We start from the raw sequence: 15,350 nt of genomic DNA, 5'->3' as shown, positions 1-15,350 counted from the left end.
CATTTCCCCTTGGTCGCCCGATGTTTGCCGGATCGTTCTTGTGCTTGGACGGTCGTTGCCGCCTGGGCGCCAAAAACAATAGGTCGTTGCGGGGGGCGCTGTGAAGAGCGAAGCGAGACGACCCTTCGGGGTCGGGATAATCGGCCTCGGCATGGCGGTGGCGCCACATATGCTGGCGTTGCGCGACCTGGAAGCGAGCGGACGGGCCGCGGTGATCGGGGGCCATGCTCCGTCGGCAGCGCGGCGTGAGGCCTTTGCGGCCCGTTGGGGCGCCAAGGTCTTCGCGGAACAGGCGGCGCTGCTGGCGGCGCCCGGCCTTGATCTGGTGCTGGTGCTCGCACCACCCGGCGCGCATCTGCCGGTGGCGCAGGAGTGCATCGCGGCCGGCAAGCACCTGATCGTCGAGAAGCCGCTGGAGCTCACCGTCGCGCGTGGTGAGGCGCTGGTGGCGCTGGCGGAGGCCGCCGGCGTGCGATGCGGCGTTTGCCTCCAGCACCGTTTCCGCCCCGCCAGCCTGCGCCTCAAGGAGGCGATGCTGGCAGGGGCGCTGGGGCAGCCGTTGTCGGCCTCGGCCAGCATCCGCTGGTGGCGCGACGATGCCTATTTCGCGCAGCCCGGCCGCGGCAGCATGGCGCGCGACGGTGGTGGCGTCCTGCTCACCCAGGCGATCCATACGCTGGACCTGCTGCTGCATCTGATGGGGCCGGTGCGGGATGCGGCGGGCTTCGCACTGACCTCGCCGCTACGGGCGATCGATACCGAGGATGTGGTCGCCGCCGCGCTGCGGTTCGAGAATGGCGCGATCGGCGTCCTCGACGCGACCTCCGTGGCGCGGCCGGGGTTTGCCGAGCGCATCGAGATCGCCGGCACGCGCAGCTCGGCGGTGCTGACGGCGCAGCGGCTGGAACTGCACGGCATCGATGGCGGCGCCCCCGCGGTATTCGGGGATGATGGCGCGGGCGGCGGCGGGGCCGATCCGATGGCCTTCGACCATGGCCCGCACCGCGCGCTGATCACCGAGATGCTCGATGCCATCGAGAACGGCCGCGCGCCATCATGCAGCGCGCGCTCGGCGCTGCCGGTGCAGCGGCTGATCGAGGCCGTGCTGGCCGATGCGGGGCGACGCGGATGACGATCACCGGCACGACACGGCTGTTCGGCATCATCGGCGATCCGGTGGCGCCGCTGCGCTCGCCGGCGCTGTTCAATGCGGCCTTCGCGCGGCTGGGGCGGGACGCCGTCTTGATCCCCATCGCGGTGCCCGAAGGCGGCCTGGCCGAGGCCTGGCGCGGGCTGGCCCTCTTTGACAACCTCGACGGGCTGGTCGTCACCATGCCGCACAAGACGGCCATCCTGCCCTTGCTCGATGCCCTCGGCCCGACCGCCCGCGCGACCGGAACCGTGAACACGGTGCGCCGCCGTGCCGAAGGCGGGTGGGAGGGCGAGATGTTCGACGGGGAAGGTTTTCGCGACGGGCTGGAGCGCGCGGGCCATGCGCCGGCCGGCGCGTCAATCCTGCAAATCGGCTGCGGCGCCGCAGGCCGCGCCATTGCCTATGCGCTCGCCCGGGCCGGCGCCGGGCGGCTCGTGCTGCACGACACGGCGCGGGACCGCGCGGAGGCGTTGGTGGTGGCGCTGCGGGCCGCATATCCCGCCTTGCAGGTGGCGGTGGGGCCGCCCGATCCGGCGGGGTTCGGGATCGTGGTGAACGCGACCCCGCTCGGCCTGCGGCCGGGCGACCCCCTGCCGCTGGACCCTGCGGCGCTGCGTGCCGGGCAGGTGGTGGCGGATGTGATCCCGAACCCCGAAGTCACGCCACTGGTCCTGGCGGCGCGCGCGGCGGGCTGCGCCACGGTCACCGGCCGCGCGATGCATGAGGGGCAGGCGCGGCTGGCAGCCGCCTGGCTGGGGATCACCGGCTGGGAGGGCTGAGCGGCCGGTTAAGGCAGGTCGTAAAGCGCGCGCGCATTGTCCGAGAGGATGCGGTTCCGCACCCCCTCCTCCGGCGCCCAGTCGAGCATCTGGTCGAGCAGGTCGCCATCATTCGGCATCACCCGCCCCTGCATGTTCACATGTGGCCAGTCGGAGCCCCAGACCAGCCGCTCCGGCGCATGCGCGACCAGCGCGCGGGCCATGGGCGCGACCGAGGGATAGGGGAAATCCTCCTTGGTGCAGCGCATCGGCCCCGACAGCCGCACCCAGACCCGGCCGCTGTCCAGCATGCGCAGCATGGTCTTGAAGGCGGGCTGGTCGATCCCCCCCGCCGCCGGCACCGCGCCAAAATGGTCGAGCACCACCGGCCCGGGCAGCGCCATCAGCCGGTCGGCGAAGTCCACAAGATCCTGGGTCGAGGGGTAGAACTGCACCACCCAGCCCAGCTCCGCCGCCATCGCCGCCATCGTCTCGGACAGATGCGGCAGATGCGTGCCGTGATGCGGGCTGACGAAGCGCAGCCCGCGCACGCCGAGCGTGTGCAGTCGCGCCATCTCCGCCTGCGTCGTGCCCGGCGGCAGCAGCGCCACGCCCCGGAACCTGTCAGGGAAACGCTTCAGCGTATCCTCCAGGTGCCGCGTGTCCATGCCATAGCCGCCGCCGCTGACGATGACGGCGTAAGACAGGCCGAGCGCGTCCTGCATCGCGATGCTGTCCTCGGGCAGCGCATCCTCGGAGATGTATTTGCTGCCCGGATCGAAGGGATATTCGGCGGCCGGGCCGAACAGATGGACCTGGCAATCCACCGACCCCGGCGGGCAGACCAGTTTTGGCGTCTTTGGGTGGCGGTCGGGCGGCGGGGTCAGTGGCGGCATGGGTCTGGTCTCACTCGGCTCGGATGTTGGCGTCACGGATGACCTGGCGCCACTGCGGGATCTCGCGGGCGATGATGTCGCGGAAGGCTTCGGGCGTGGTGCCGACGGCCTCGACGCCGGAGGCTGCGAGATGCGCCACCACCTCGGGGGCATGCGCCGCGGCGATCAGCGCGCGCGACAGCGTGGCCACGACCTCGGGCGGGGTGCCGGTCGGCGTCACCACCCCCATCCACAGGATGCCCTCGAAACCCGGCAGCCCCATCTCGGCGATGGTCGGAACATCGGGCAGTTGCGCCAGGCGCTGGGCGCTGGCGACGCCGATGGCGCGGATGGTGCCGGCGCCCAGATGCGGGGCGGAGGTGGCGAGGCTGTCCAGCTTCAGCACCACCCGCCCGGCGATCAGATCGGTCAGCGCCGGCGCGGCGCCGCGATAGGGCACATGCAGCACATCCAGCCCCAGCCGGTGCAGCATCAGTTCCATGGTCACATGCGGATGCGAGCCGACCCCGGCCGAGGAATAACTGAGCTTGCCCGGGTTGGCGCGGGCATAGGCGACGAATTCGGGGAAGGTCGTGAAAGGGGCCGAGAGCGGGCTGATCAGCAATTCCGGGATCTGCGCGACCAGCGAGACCGGCACGAAATCCTTCTCGGCATCGAAGCCGCTATTGGCCATCAGGCTCGGGTTGATGGTGAGGTTGGGGGCGGTGAACAGCAGCGTGTAGCCATCCGCCGCCGCATGCGCCACGCGCTGCGTGCCGACATTGCCGCCCGCGCCCGGCACGTTCTCGATGACGATGGAGGCGCCGCCGAGCAGTTCCGTCACCTTGCCGACGATCAGCCGCGCGGTGACATCGACGGTGCCGCCGGGCGGGAACGGCACCACGAGGCGGATGGGGCGGTCGGGGTAGCCCGCGGCCCAGGCGACCGGTGCGCCCAGGGTGGCGAGGGCCAGCGCCCCGGCTCCGAGCGCTCTGCGGCGAACGAGTCCTGCCGATGTGGCGGCGTGTATGGTCCGGACCATGGTGCGTCTCCCTCTGGTGCCCAGCCTTGCCGGCTGATGCGAGGGGGCCACCCTTGCGCCGTCCCGCCAGCCCGGCAAGAGGCGGGACGGTGCATGGCAAGGAGGCAGGCGGCGTCAGGCCACCGCGTCGCAGCGCAGTTCAAACCGGCATTCGGGATGGCCATCGGCGGCGCAGGCCACCTCACGGCATCGCGGCTCCCCGTCCCGCCCGGCCTTCTCCAGCACGTAGCGCATGCCGCCGGCGAAGCTGCCCTCGAACACGTAGCAGACAGGCCGCCCCGTCTCCGAGCCATAGCCAAGCGCGAAGGCGGAGTTGCGCACGGTGATGGTGGCGGTCCCGGCCGCCTCGTCCAACGCGGTGATGTCCAACAGGCCATAGCCGCGCTGCGACAGCCGTTTGAGGTAGTGCCGGAAGGTCTCGACCGGCGTCAGCCCATGGGTCTTCGCCTCCTCCCGGCACCATTGCAGGGCGGAGAGATCGCTGGAGCCGTACAGCATGTCGCGATACGCCTCGGCCCCGATGGCGGCCTCGACGCCCTTTTGCATGTTCACCAGGAAGTGACGCGGCAGATAGATCATCGGCAGGCCATCGGTGCGCCAGATGCCGGTTTCAGGGTCCACGTCGATCGGAACTTGCGGCTGAGCCATGGTATGCGCCTCCGAAAAAAATCAGCCGAGCAGGAAGGGCACGCCGCAACGGTCGCAGATCTCGCGAAGCTGGGCGCCGAGCATCGCGGGAATTGGAATGCCGTCCTTCAGCCGCCGTATCCGCGCGGCTTCCTCCGGGTCGCCGGCGACCAGCACCTTGCCGCCGGGCTGGGCCGGCGGCGTCGCGTGGAGTTCGTCGATGACATCATTCAGATCCGCCTCGAACGCGCCCTCGTCACGAAACGCGCGGGGATCGATCGCCATGAAGAAATGGCCGAGATCATCCGGCGCAGTCCCCGTCTGGGTACGGTTGCGGATTGGCGAGAAGGAGGCGCCGGTCAGCGTGCCGCCGAGGATATGCGCCATCATGGCCAGACCGTAGCCCTTGTGGCTGGCCATATCGGCAGTGCCGCCGAGCGGGGTGATCCCGCCCTCGGGCCGCGCCGTGACCTGCCTGTGCGCCTCATGCGGGTCGGTGATGGAGCGGCCCTGCCCATCCACCACCCAGCCATCCGGCAGCGGCTTGTCGTTCAAATGGTACACCTTGACCTTGCCCGAGGCGACGGTCGTCGTCGCCATGTCCAGCACGAAGGGCAGGTTGCGCTGCGTCGGTGCCGCGAAAGCGATCGGGTTGGTGCCGAGCACCGGCACGCCGGCATTGGTCGGCACCATCGCGACGCCACGGGTCGCGCTGGTGACCATGCCGATGGCGCCACGGCGCGCCGCGATCCGCGCATAGACCCCGGCGGCACCGAAATGATGCGAGTTGCGCACCCCCACCACCGCCATGCCGACCTGAAGCGCCTTATCCACCGCCATGGTCATGGCCATCGTCGAGACCGGATGGCCAAGCCCGGCGCCGGCATCCAGCAGCGCCATGCAGGGCGTCTCCCGCACCACCTTCGGCCGGGCGGTCAGGTCGAGCTTGCCCGCGCGCCAATGCGTCTCATAGCCCATCAGCATGGAGATGCCGTGGGAATCGACGCCGAGCAGGTCGGTCTCGACCATCGCATCGGTGGTGGTCTCCGCGAGGTCGGCCGCCATGCCCCAGGCGAGCAGGATGCTGTGGATCTGGGCGCGGACATCCTCCGCACGCGCCATCACCGTGCCGGGGGCGTTGGGTTTGCCATCCATGGGTCGTTCTTCCTCCGCTACGGCACGCCTGCCCGCATTCACGCGGCCGGCCTGCCCGTCGGAGGCACCATGGCCTAGCGGATCGCGCGAGTCAGGGGGGCCGAGCCGTAGTTGTTGGGCTCAAGCGTCGGATGTCATTTGCCGTTCAGGCGGCTTCAGTCGCCGAGGCCAGGCGTCGGCCTGGAGAAAGGCATGGCGCCGCCCAGGCGCCACTCAGTTCGCCTGGATGCCCACTTCATTGGCCAGATGCCGCCAGCGCAGGATATCCTCACGCACCATCTGGCTGAATTCCGCGACGCTGGAGGGAGCGGGTTTGGCGCCATCGGCCGCAAGGAAGCGAGTATAGGAGTCTGAGGCCGCAGCGCGGGTGATCTCGACGTTCAGGCGCTCGCGCACGCCTGCCGGGATGCCGCGCGGCGCCAGAATGCCCCACCAGACATTGACGCCGAAATCCACGCCGAGGACTTCCTTGATCGTCGGCACATCCGGCATCGCGGGCGCGCGCGTCGGGCTGCTGACCGCGATCACCTTCACGGTGCCCGCTTCCACCAGCCCGCGCACCGAAGCAAGGGTGGTCATCAGGAAGTCGATACGCCCGGCCACAAGGTCGATCGAGGCGGGGCCGATCCCGGAATAGGGAATGGCCTCCATCCGCAGCTCCGCGGTGCGGTTGAACAGCTCCTGGGTGAAGTAGCCAATGCCGCCCATCCCGGCCATGCCATATTGCAGGCGGCCTGGATTGGCCTTCGCGAAGGCCACCAGCGCGCGGATGTCGGTGAAGCCGCCCGGCTTGGTCACCACCAGCATGGGGGCATCGCAAATGCTCGCGACCGGATCGAAGCTCTCGATCGCATCGAAGGTGGTGCGGCGCATGGTCGAGGCGGTGGCGAAGGAGGATGAGGCGAGCAGCAGCGTGTGCCCATCCGCCGGCGCATTGGCGACGACAGCCGCGCCGATGGCGCCGGTCGCGCCCGGCCGGTTCTCCACCACCACGGTGCGGCCGAAGACGTCCTGCAATTTCTCGGCGATGGGCCGGGCGACCGCGTCATTGCTGCCGCCAGGCGTGTAAGGCACCACAAGGCGAATGGCCTGGCTCGGCCAGGCGATGTCGCTGGCGCGTGAGGCGCGCGCGCCCACGGCGCCGAGCAGACCGGCGGCGCCGGCCTGGATGGCGGCGCGGCGGAGGATTGGTAACGTCACGACATCTCCTCGGGGGGTGGGAGGCACAGCCCGGTAAGGCAGGCCTTCTTGTTTTCTTGTACGTACAACACCATAAGGTTTGGTAACCCGGAGTCAACGACCATGTCGCGACCGCGCGCCATCGACCAACAGCCGCGGCCCTCCTCAGCCGCCGCCGATGCCGCCCTGCTTCTCGCCGGAACCCAGCCCCGGTATGCGAGCGTCGCCACAGCCGTGGCGACGGAGATCCTTGAAGGGCAGCGCCCGATCGGCTCGCTGCTGCCCAGCGAGCAGGATCTTTGCCTGCGCTTCGGCGTCAGCCGTTCGACCGTGCGCCAGGCCCTGCGCCGGCTGGGTGAGCTGGGCCTGGTGGCCGGGGCGCAAGGCGTCGGCACGCGCGTCATCTCCGACCAGCCGCGCGGCCAGTATGTGCTCGCGGTACGCTCGGCGACGGAGGTGATGGGCTATTCGATGCGCACGCGGCTGGACATCCGCTCGCGTGCGCCGCTGGTGGCCGATGGCGCGCTCGCCAAGCGCATCGGCTGCGCGGCGGGTTCGGCCTGGCGCCATGTCGCCGGGATGCGCCGCGATGCGGAATCGGATGCGCAGATCTCGATCTGCGACCTCTACATCGCCGAGGAATTCGCCGCGGTCGCCAACATGCCCGATCTCGCCAGCACCCCCGCCTACCGCCTGATCCGGCGGCAGCTCGGCATCGCCGTCGAGGTGGTGACGCAGAACATTTCGGCCATCGCCCTCGATATGCACCAGGCCGAGGCGCTCGGCGTTCCGATCGGGTCCCCGGGGCTGTTCATCCGCCGGCAGTTCCTGGCTGCCGGCGGGCGGATGATCGAGGCGACGACCAATGTCCACGCATCGGCCGAGGAATTCGTCTATTCGCTGCGCCTCGGCCCGCCCGAGGAGGGCTGAGCCGGGCACAGCCTGGATCACGCCGCCAGCGCCTCGGCCAAGGGGGCGACATCCGCCAGGCCGTCCACCGCCCAGAGCGTCTCCAGGACCTTGCCTGCACGGGTCTCGCCAAGCCGCGGCGCGGCCAGCTCCATGAACTTCGTGGCCACGGCCGCATCGCTCAAGGGATTGGCGGCGGAGCCATAGGGCTCCGTCACATGCCGGTCGAAGCGGCGGCCGTCGCGCGTGGTCACGACGACCTTCGCCGCACGCAGGCGCGGATAGGCGGCCTCGCATTCGGCATCCACGCCGGCATGCACGCGTCCGGTCAAGGCCAGGACCGCCGGATCGGCGCGTTCCGCCGCGCCGAAATCCGCAATGCTGGCGCGCCGCCGCAGCAGGGCGGTGGCGATGACGAAGGGGAAGCTCATCTGCGCCGTGGTCATCTCGCTCCAGCCCACCGCGGCGTGGGAGGCGGCGACGGCATAGGTGCCGATCTCGACGCGCTCCACCTGCGCCGCCGCCAGATCCTCGGCGGTGACGATGTCCACCACCGCATCGATGGCGGCGTGGATGTGCCGGCAGCAGGCATGCGGCTTCATGTAGCAATTGGCGACGGCGAAGGGCGAATGCAGCCCGGGGCCGCCGGCTGCCATGAGGTCGAGGCGGCGGTAGTCCACCTCGCCGGTGTCGCCGCCGGCATAGGCGTTGAAGTAACCCTCCTTCAGCTCCAGCGCGCCGCGCGGGGCGGAGAGACCCGCCTCGGTCAGCAGCGCGGCCATCACGCCCTCGCGAGCGGCATGGCCCGAATGGGTGCGCTTCACATCGCCGCCGGCCAGGAAGGTGAACAACCCCGCGGCGGAGGAGGCCGCGGTGCCCAGCGCATTCTCCACCTGGTCCGCATCGAAGCCCATCAGCACACTGCCCGTGGCGGCGGAGGCGAAGACGCCCGCCGTGCCGGTATTGTGGAAGCCGCGCCAGCGCGCGCGCGGATGGCTGGCCGCCGAGATCCGGCAGGCCGTCTCGTAGCCGGCGATGACAGCGAGCAGCAGCGCCTCGCCGGAGCTGTGACGGGCGGCACCGAGGGCGAGTGCCGCCGGCACGACCACCCCGCCGGGATGGACCGATCCGGCGCGGTAGCCGTCATCCAGCTCAAGCCCATGGCTCGCGGTGCCGCCGATATAGGCGGCCGAGAGGACGTCATACCGGCGCTCCACCCCCGCCATGGGGATCAGCCCCGGCATCACCCCGGCGAGGTCCAGCGCGCGCTCCACCGAGCGGGTCGCATCCTGCGTCGCCCCGGCGATCATGGCGCCGAGCGTGTCGATCAGGTGCCGCCGCGCGGCATGGCGGGCGACCGCATCGACCTTGCCCAGGGAGAGCCCCGCGATGAAATTCGCCAGGGTACGGGTTGGACCAACGGCGGTGGTGGCCGGGGCGTCGAGGACGGGCATATCCATGGGCTTTTCCTCTCCGGGACACCGTGATCCGAGCATGATCCGGGTCCGTTGTCATCTTGTACGAACAAGATTAAGACCAAGGACGAGGGGCACGCAAGCGGCCCGTGTCACGAGAGGATCGCGTTTTGGCCACACCGCCCCCCGACATGCTGACCGAAGGCCGCGACGGCCCCGTCGTGACGCTGACCTGGGACCGGCCGCCCAACAATCACATCACCCGCGCGCTGGTGGTGGCGCTGGCGGAACGGCTTGAGGCGCTGGACCGGGATGCAGACTGCCGCGCCGTGGTGATGACGGGGGCGGGCCGGCACTTCTGCGCGGGTGCGGATTTTTCGGGCGGTGATTCCGGCGGGCTGGCGTCGCCCGAGGGCGAGCCCGGCCGCACCCTGTATGTCGAGGCGGCACGGCTGTTCCGAACCCGCAAGCCGATGATCGCCGCGGTGCAGGGGGCCGCGATCGGCGCCGGCCTCGGCCTGTCGCTCGTCGCGGATTTCCGCGTGGCCTGCGCGGAGGCGCGCTTCTCGGCCAATTTCACCCGGCTTGGCTTTCACCCTGGCTTTGGCTTGTCGATGACGCTGCCACGGCTGATCGGCGAGCAGCAGGCCGCACTGCTGTTCTACACCGGCCGCCGCATCGGCGGTGAGGAGGCGCTGCGGATCAACCTCGTCGACACGCTGGCGCCGCAGGATGAGGTGCTGTCCGCAGCACAGGATCTGGGCCGGGAGATCGCGACCTCCTCCCCGGCCGCCGTGCAGGGGCTGCGCGCCTCGCTCCGCCGCGGCCTCGCCGATGCCTTCGAGACGGCGACGGAACGCGAATTCCAGCAGCAGAGCTGGCAGCGCCAGATGGAGGATTTCGATGAGGGCCGGCGTGCCATGGCCGAACGGCGCCCGCCGCAGTTCATGGGGCGCTGAACATGGACCAGCCGATGCCCGCACGCTTGGCCGAAATCGCCGAGGCGATCTTCCGCCCCCGCGCCATCGCCCTGATCGGCGCCACGCCCGACCAGGCCAAGAACAACTCCCGCGCCCAGCGCGTGCTGCAGAAGGCCGGCTACAAAGGCCGCATCCTGCCGATCAACCCGGGCCGGTCGGAGATCATGGGCGAGACCGCCTATCCCGACATCCGCGCCGCACCCGGTCCGATCGATCACGCCTTCATCATGGTGCCGGCGGCGGCGGTGCCGGAGGCGATTGCCGGCTGCATCGCCCAGGGGGTGAAGGTCGCGACCCTTTATTCCGCGGGCTTCGCCGAGATGGGCGCCGAAGGGCGCGCGGCGCAGGACCACATCGTCGCCATGGCCCGCGCGGGCGGACTGCGGCTGATCGGGCCGAACTGCCTCGGCCTTGTGAACGTCACCGATGGCGTCCCGATCACCAACAATGCGGCGGTGGAGGCGGAGACGATCCCCGCCGGCGGCATCGCCGTGGCCTCGCAATCCGGCAGCATGATGGGCGCGCTGCTGACCCGCGCGATGGCGCGTGGCCATGCGTTTTCCAAGCTCGTCTCGGTGGGCAATGAAAGCGACCTCGGCATCGGTGAGATCACCGAGATGCTGGTGGAGGATGAAGCGACGCGCGTCATCCTGCTGTTCCTGGAGACGCTGCGCGATGCACCGAACCTGGCGCGGGCTGCGCGGCGGGCGCATGAGCTCGGCAAGCCGGTGATCGTCTACAAGCTCGGCCGGTCCGAGGTGGGACGCCGCATCGCCGTCTCCCATACCGGGGCGATGGTGGGCGCGGATGAACTGGCCGCGACCTTCTTTCGCGAGAACGGCATCCTGCGCGTGGATACGCTGGAGGCGCTGGTGGAACTGCCGCGGCTGGTGATGGGCCGCAGCCCGCCGAAGGGCCGGCGTGTTTCCGTCATCACCGGCACCGGCGGCGGTGCGGCGATGATCGTGGACCGGCTCGGCAGCCTGGGCGATGAGGTGGTGGGCCCGTCGCCGGAAATGCAGGCACGGCTGGCCGGACAAGGCATCATGCTGGGCGATTCACCGCTGATCGACCTGCCGATGGGCGGCGGGCGCGGGCATTACACGACGGTGCTGCAAGAGCTTGTCGCCTCCGAGCACTGCGATGCCGTGGTGGCGGTGCTGGGCAGCACGGCGCGGCTGCGCCCGACCCAGGTCAATGAGAACATCCTGGACGTCTATGACGGCAGCAAGCCCATCGCCGTCTTCGCCGCACCGCAGGCGGATGCGGCCTTGCGCATCCTGGATGACGCCGATGTCGCCGGCTTCCGCACGCCGGAATCCTGCGCCGATGCGCTGCATGCCTTCCTCAACTGGCGCGCCCCGGCGGCGCCCGAGACGATCCCGCCCGCGCTGTGGCGGAGTGCCGCGGAGCGCCTGGCGGCGAGTGTCGCGACCACGCTCGATGAGGCGGAGGCCTGCGCGGTATTCGCAGACCTCGGCATCGAGGGCCCGGGCAGCCGCATCATAACCTCACCCGAGGAAGCAGCGGGCATCGAGGGGCCGGTGGTGGTGAAGATCCTCTCCCCCGACATCCTGCACAAGACCGAGGCGGGGCTCGTGCGCCTCAATGTCACCGGCGCCGATGCGATCCAGGACACCGTCCGCGACGTGCTGGCGATGGCGCGCAAAACCTTCCCCGCGGCCAGGCTGCGCGGCGCACTGGTCGCACCCATGCATCACGGCCTCGCCGAGGTCATCCTCGGCTTCCGCCGCGATCCGGAGGTGGGGCCGATCATCATGCTGGGCATGGGTGGCGTGCTGGCGGAGCTGCGGCGATCCTTCTGCGTCCGCCTCGCGCCGGTGAGCTTGGCGACGGCGAGGGAGATGATCGAGGAACTGCCGGAGCTGCGCATGCTGCGCGGCTTCCGCAACCTGCCGCGCGGCGATGTCGCGGCGCTGGCAAGCGCGATCCGCGCCCTCTCGCTGCTCGCCTGCATCGACAGCCCGGCGGTCCAGGAGGCGGAGATCAATCCGCTCTTCATCCGCCCCGAGGGGCAGGGCGTCGTGGCCGTTGACGGGCTGATCGCGCGCGGCTGAGCCTGCGAAGAATGAGAGAGGAAGTCTGGTCCATGACAAACGCCACCGCATCCGAAGAACATCGGATGTTGCAGGAGCTGGTCGCGAAATTCGTCGAGCGGGATCTGATGCCGCTGGAGCCGGTCATCCTGGCGCGTGAGGCCTCGGGCGGGAAATACGCGCTGACGGAGGAGGAGGAGGCACCGCTCCTCGCGACATGCCGTGAGCTTGGCCTCTGGGGCCTCGATGTGCCCGAGGAGATGGGGGGTGCGAACCTGCCCGCCGTCGCGCGTATGCTGGTGGAGGAGGAGGTCTCGCGCACCATCGTCCCCTTCGAGTTCCCGCCGGATAGCCCCAACCTGCATATGCTGATGGCCGCGGCGAACGCCGATCAGCGGGAGCGCTATCTGAAGCCCTATGCCGAGGGCCGCGCGAAATCCGCGATCGCGATCTCCGAGCCCGGTGCCGGTGGCGACCCGGCCGGCATGATCACCCGCGCCCGCAAGGAGGGCAGCGACTGGGTCATCAACGGCCGCAAGATCTGGGTCAGCCGGGTTCCCTATTGCGACTTCATCATCCTCATGGCGCGTACCGGCGAGGGCAAGCGCGAGGAAGGCATGACGGCCTTTCTTGTCGATCGCGGCACGCCAGGCTTCATCATCGAGCGCGAGATCGCGATGATCGGCGGCAGGCAAACCTATGAGCTGGTCTTCGACGAATGCCGCCTGCCGGAAAGCCAGATTTTGGGGGAACTCGGTCGCGGCTACGTGCCGATGCAGCTGCGCCTGAACGTGCGGCGCCTGCAGCTGGGCGCGCGCTGCGTCGGCATCAGCAGCCGGGCGCTGCAGATGATGAGCGTGCATGCCAAGCAGCGCGTGACCTTCGGCGTGCCTCTCGCCGACCGCCAGGCGATCCAATGGTGGATTGCCGATGCCGCCATCCGGATCCACGCCTGCCGGCTGATGGTGATGTCCGCTGCCGCCAAGCTGGATGCGGGCGGAGACGTCCGCAACGAAGCCTCGATGATCAAGGTCTTCGCCACGGAGATGGTCCAGGAGGTGGTGGACCACGCCATGCAGGCCTTCGGCGCCATGGGGATGACGAAGGAACTGCCGTTGCAGCTTTTCGCGCAGCAGGTGCGGCTGATGCGGATCTACGAAGGCCCGACCGAGGTGCATCGCATGGCCATCGCGCGTCGGGCGCTGCGCGAGGTGAAGTGAGACGCCCGCTGCGCGTCATGGGGCAGGTTGCGGTGCGGATGCGGATGGACCCGGCGGCGTCGTCGCGACTCTCGGTGATGAGGTCGCGCGCCCCGGGCGTCTATGACGGCGCCGCGCCCGCCCGGGGCCAGGGGGCGATGACCGGGATGGATGGTCGGACACCCCGCTCCGGACGCTCAGAAAAAAGATAATCGATTTTTTCTTGCGCCGCTCCCGGGCCGGGCCCTAGGCTCCGCTGCATGCCGCGTCCGCCCCTCACCGATATCGCCTGGGATCCCCCCGCCATGCTGGGCGCACCGCCGGTGCGTAGCCTGACCTCGGCGGTCTTCCACCGACTGCGCGCCGAAATCCTCGGCTGCCGCATCGCGCCGGGCGAGAGGCTGCGGCCGACCGAGATCGCGCGCGCCCTGGCCGTCAGCCTGTCCGCGGTGCGGGAGGCCCTGTCGCGCCTCGCCGCCGATGGGCTGGTGCAGATCGAGGACCAGAAAGGCTTCCGGGCCAGTCCGGTCAGCATCACCGACCTCCGGGACGTCACCCGCACCCGCGTTGACATCGAGGGGCTGGCCCTGCGCCGCGCCATCGACCGGGGCGATGCAGCCTGGGAGGATGGCATCCGCGCGGCACTCGACACGCTTTGCGCGACCCCCTCCCGCCGCGCCGACGATCCCCTGGTGCCAAACGAGGCCTGGGCGGTGCCGCATGAACGCTTTCACCTGGCCCTGCTCGCGGCCTGCGGCTCGGAGTGGCTGCTGCGGTTCCGCGCCACGCTTTTCTCGCAGAGCGATCGCTACCGCCGGCTGAGCGTGCCCGCCGTACCAACCGATGCCCGTGACGTGGTCGGCGAACATCGGGCCATCGCCGCGGCGACACTGGCGCGGGACGCCGATGCGGCGGTGGCGGCACTTGGCCGGCACTACGAAACCACCATGCAACGGGCGCTGGCCGCCATTTCCGAGGCGCTGGACCCGGACGAGCCCGGCAAGCCATAGCGGCGACGAAACCCACACACGAGGGGAGAACAAGAATGGGCAACAGACCCGACACCCCGCGCAACTGGCGCCGGACGATGCGGGCTGCCGGGCGCGCGCCCCTCCCCCAACCACCATTGCCCCGGAGCCCGGAGATTTCATGAAGCTCATCTCGTTCCTCTACCCCGACGACCAGCCCGGCTTCGGGATCGTCTCCGGCGATGGCGTGGTCGATCTGACCCCGCGCTTTGCCGGCCGGGCGACGGGGCTGCGCGGCCTGCTGGCGGCCGGTCTGCTGGCGGAGGCGCGCGCGACCGCCACCGCCCCCGTGGATTTTCCGCTGGCGGGGCTGCGCCTGCTGCCGGTGATCCCCGACCCCGACAAGATCATCTGCGTCGGGTTGAACTATCGCGACCATGTCGCCGAAACCGGCCGCACCGTCACTGAGAAGCCCGCGCTCTTCGTCCGCTTCGCCGGCAGCCAGGTCGGCCATGGCGCGCCGCTGGTGCGCCCGCATGTCTCGACCGATTTCGACTATGAGGGGGAGCTCGCCGTGGTGATCGGCACCGCCGGCCGGCATATCGCGCCCGCACAGGCGCTGGCGCATGTCGCGGGCTACGCCTGCTACAATGAAGGCAGCATCCGTGACTGGCAGCGCCACACCAGCCAGTTCCTGGCCGGCAAGAGCTTTGCCGGCACCGGGGGGTTCGGGCCCTGGCTGGTCACGGCCGATGAGATCCCCGATCCCTCCACCCTGACCCTCGAGACACGGCTGAACGGCCAAATGGTGCAGCACACCACGACGGATCTGATGATCACCCCCGTCCCTGCCCTGATCGCCTACATCTCCACCATCCTGCCTTTGCTGCCCGGCGATGTGATCGTCAGCGGCACGCCGGGCGGCGTGGGGATGAAGCGGACACCGCCGCTGTGGATGAAGCCTGGCGACGTCGCCGAGGTCGAGATCTCCGGCATCGGCATTTTGCGCAACCCGGTGGTGCAGGAGGATTAG

The 15,350-nt window shown here is 69.9% G+C and carries 14 protein-coding genes; 8 read left to right on the top strand and 6 right to left on the bottom strand.

The window, feature by feature from the left end; translation table 11 throughout:
- Nucleotides 1–100 precede the first annotated feature (100 nt).
- Together C8P66_RS06925 and C8P66_RS06920 are read left to right on the top strand one after the other, a co-directional pair.
- Complete coding sequence (locus C8P66_RS06925; protein WP_281271337.1) at nucleotides 101–1,132, top strand: Gfo/Idh/MocA family protein; 1,032 nt, start codon at nucleotides 101–103, stop codon at nucleotides 1,130–1,132.
- Nucleotides 1,129–1,932 carry a shikimate dehydrogenase family protein gene (locus C8P66_RS06920; protein ID WP_158537129.1) on the top strand — a complete coding sequence of 268 codons (804 nt, stop codon included), beginning with the start codon at nucleotides 1,129–1,131 and terminating at the stop codon, nucleotides 1,930–1,932. Before C8P66_RS06925 ends, C8P66_RS06920 begins: the two co-directional genes overlap by 4 nt.
- 8 nt (nucleotides 1,933–1,940) lie before the next feature.
- Here C8P66_RS06920 and C8P66_RS06915 read toward each other — a convergent pair whose 3' ends face one another.
- The 5 genes from C8P66_RS06915 to C8P66_RS06895 all read right to left on the bottom strand — a co-directional run bounded on the left by C8P66_RS06915 (nucleotide 1,941) and on the right by C8P66_RS06895 (nucleotide 6,810).
- Nucleotides 1,941–2,807: an amidohydrolase family protein gene (locus tag C8P66_RS06915; protein WP_111397495.1), complete on the bottom strand. Its 867-nt coding sequence runs from the start codon at nucleotides 2,805–2,807 to the stop codon at nucleotides 1,941–1,943.
- Between the two features lie 10 nt (nucleotides 2,808–2,817).
- Nucleotides 2,818–3,828 (bottom strand): Bug family tripartite tricarboxylate transporter substrate binding protein, encoded by a 1,011-nt coding sequence (locus C8P66_RS06910; RefSeq protein WP_111397493.1) that lies wholly within the window; start codon nucleotides 3,826–3,828, stop codon nucleotides 2,818–2,820.
- Nucleotides 3,829–3,942: 114 nt separating this feature from the next.
- Nucleotides 3,943–4,476, bottom strand: coding sequence for a 4-vinyl reductase (locus C8P66_RS06905; protein WP_111397491.1), 534 nt, complete (start codon nucleotides 4,474–4,476; stop codon nucleotides 3,943–3,945).
- A 21-nt stretch (nucleotides 4,477–4,497) separates the two neighbouring features.
- Nucleotides 4,498–5,610: an Ldh family oxidoreductase gene (locus tag C8P66_RS06900; RefSeq protein WP_211314061.1), complete on the bottom strand. Its 1,113-nt coding sequence runs from the start codon at nucleotides 5,608–5,610 to the stop codon at nucleotides 4,498–4,500.
- A gap of 213 nt (nucleotides 5,611–5,823) precedes the next feature.
- Nucleotides 5,824–6,810 carry a Bug family tripartite tricarboxylate transporter substrate binding protein gene (locus tag C8P66_RS06895; protein ID WP_158537128.1) on the bottom strand — a complete coding sequence of 329 codons (987 nt, stop codon included), beginning with the start codon at nucleotides 6,808–6,810 and terminating at the stop codon, nucleotides 5,824–5,826.
- A 102-nt stretch (nucleotides 6,811–6,912) separates the two neighbouring features.
- Here C8P66_RS06895 and C8P66_RS06890 point away from each other — a divergent pair, with 102 nt between their 5' ends.
- Nucleotides 6,913–7,719, top strand: coding sequence for a GntR family transcriptional regulator (locus tag C8P66_RS06890; protein WP_111397487.1), 807 nt, complete (start codon nucleotides 6,913–6,915; stop codon nucleotides 7,717–7,719).
- Between the two features lie 17 nt (nucleotides 7,720–7,736).
- Here C8P66_RS06890 and C8P66_RS06885 read toward each other — a convergent pair whose 3' ends face one another.
- The gene (locus C8P66_RS06885) at nucleotides 7,737–9,158 is read right to left on the bottom strand and encodes an MmgE/PrpD family protein (RefSeq protein ID WP_158537127.1); all 1,422 of its coding nucleotides are present in this window, start codon (nucleotides 9,156–9,158) and stop codon (nucleotides 7,737–7,739) included.
- A 125-nt stretch (nucleotides 9,159–9,283) separates the two neighbouring features.
- Here C8P66_RS06885 and C8P66_RS06880 point away from each other — a divergent pair, with 125 nt between their 5' ends.
- The 5 genes from C8P66_RS06880 (at nucleotide 9,284) to C8P66_RS06860 (ending at nucleotide 15,350) form a co-directional block, all read left to right on the top strand.
- On the top strand, nucleotides 9,284–10,072 hold the full coding sequence (locus C8P66_RS06880; RefSeq protein WP_211314060.1) for an enoyl-CoA hydratase/isomerase family protein: 789 nt from the start codon (nucleotides 9,284–9,286) through the stop codon (nucleotides 10,070–10,072).
- A 14-nt stretch (nucleotides 10,073–10,086) separates the two neighbouring features.
- On the top strand, nucleotides 10,087–12,171 hold the full coding sequence (locus C8P66_RS06875; RefSeq protein WP_158537126.1) for an acetate--CoA ligase family protein: 2,085 nt from the start codon (nucleotides 10,087–10,089) through the stop codon (nucleotides 12,169–12,171).
- 32 nt (nucleotides 12,172–12,203) lie between these two features.
- Nucleotides 12,204–13,370, top strand: coding sequence for an acyl-CoA dehydrogenase family protein (locus C8P66_RS06870; RefSeq protein ID WP_111397481.1), 1,167 nt, complete (start codon nucleotides 12,204–12,206; stop codon nucleotides 13,368–13,370).
- Between the two features lie 239 nt (nucleotides 13,371–13,609).
- Entirely contained in the window at nucleotides 13,610–14,359 is a 750-nt protein-coding gene (locus C8P66_RS06865) for a GntR family transcriptional regulator (RefSeq protein ID WP_111397479.1), read from the top strand.
- A gap of 139 nt (nucleotides 14,360–14,498) precedes the next feature.
- On the top strand, nucleotides 14,499–15,350 hold the full coding sequence (locus tag C8P66_RS06860) for a fumarylacetoacetate hydrolase family protein (protein ID WP_111397477.1): 852 nt from the start codon (nucleotides 14,499–14,501) through the stop codon (nucleotides 15,348–15,350).

Origin of the sequence: Humitalea rosea (assembly GCF_003253705.1) — a bacterium.
Lineage (GTDB): Bacteria > Pseudomonadota > Alphaproteobacteria > Acetobacterales > Acetobacteraceae > Humitalea > Humitalea rosea.
Note: the sequence above shows the minus strand (reverse complement) of the source record. Positions and strands in the feature narration are given on the sequence as shown.